Annotated in this window: 2 protein-coding genes; one reads left to right on the plus strand and one right to left on the minus strand. The window is 62.1% G+C overall.

Annotation, left to right across the window (positions count from 1 at the left end):
* Positions 1-5 precede the first annotated feature (5 nt).
* Positions 6-125, plus strand: coding sequence for a PLP-dependent transferase (locus D1614_RS28185; protein WP_497006673.1), 120 nt, complete (start codon positions 6-8; stop codon positions 123-125).
* 45 nt (positions 126-170) lie between these two features.
* Here the strand turns inward: D1614_RS28185 and D1614_RS28190 are convergent.
* On the minus strand, positions 171-652 hold a 482-nt coding region (locus D1614_RS28190; RefSeq protein ID WP_206610162.1), incomplete at its 5' end, for a hypothetical protein.

Consider the following 652-nt stretch of genomic DNA (forward strand, 5'->3'; position numbering starts at 1 on the left):
GGCAGCTGTCTGAAGCCGAGCTTGCCAAGGCCGGTGTGCGGCAGGAGACGATCCGGCTGTCGATCGGCATCGAGCACATCGATGATCTGCTGGCCGATCTGGATCAGGCGCTGGCGCAGGCTTGATGTGCAGACGTCGAGCGCCTCGCGGCGCTCGGCGCATGAGGCTTCTTACCGCCCCGTGAGCTGGAGCGTTTCCAGTTCCGACGTGGTGCGCTGGCTGCGCACGCCTCCGCTGTTGTAGACCTCATCAACAGCCTTCACCCAGCGGCCGACCTCGGGCGCATACCACACGGCCCTATACGTCCGCCCAGTGGCCTTGCTTGGCTGGGTACGTTGCGTCTGCGTGACCATCGTAGTGCCGCCCGCGGCGGTGTTGGCCGACTGCACAATGGCGGTGGATGGCGCCAGTTCAGCTATCCACTGACCTTCCGCCTCGATCTTGATGGCATTGAATTTGCCGGCGGGCACTTCGACCGATTCATAGCCCATGACCTTGTAGTGCGTGTCCCACTGTTCAAGGGTATGGGCCTTGTTTGGATTGTGCTCGGTGAAGGAAACATCCCAGCTCTTGCCTGGCTGCAGCGGGAAAGCAAGCGGACGGTTGACGGTCGTCTCTTTGCCATCCACGTTGCGAATGCGACTCCAATCCG

The sequence above is a fragment of the Maribellus luteus genome, assembly GCF_003576475.1.
In the GTDB taxonomy this organism is placed as follows: Bacteria; Bacteroidota; Bacteroidia; order Bacteroidales; family Prolixibacteraceae; genus Draconibacterium; species Draconibacterium luteum.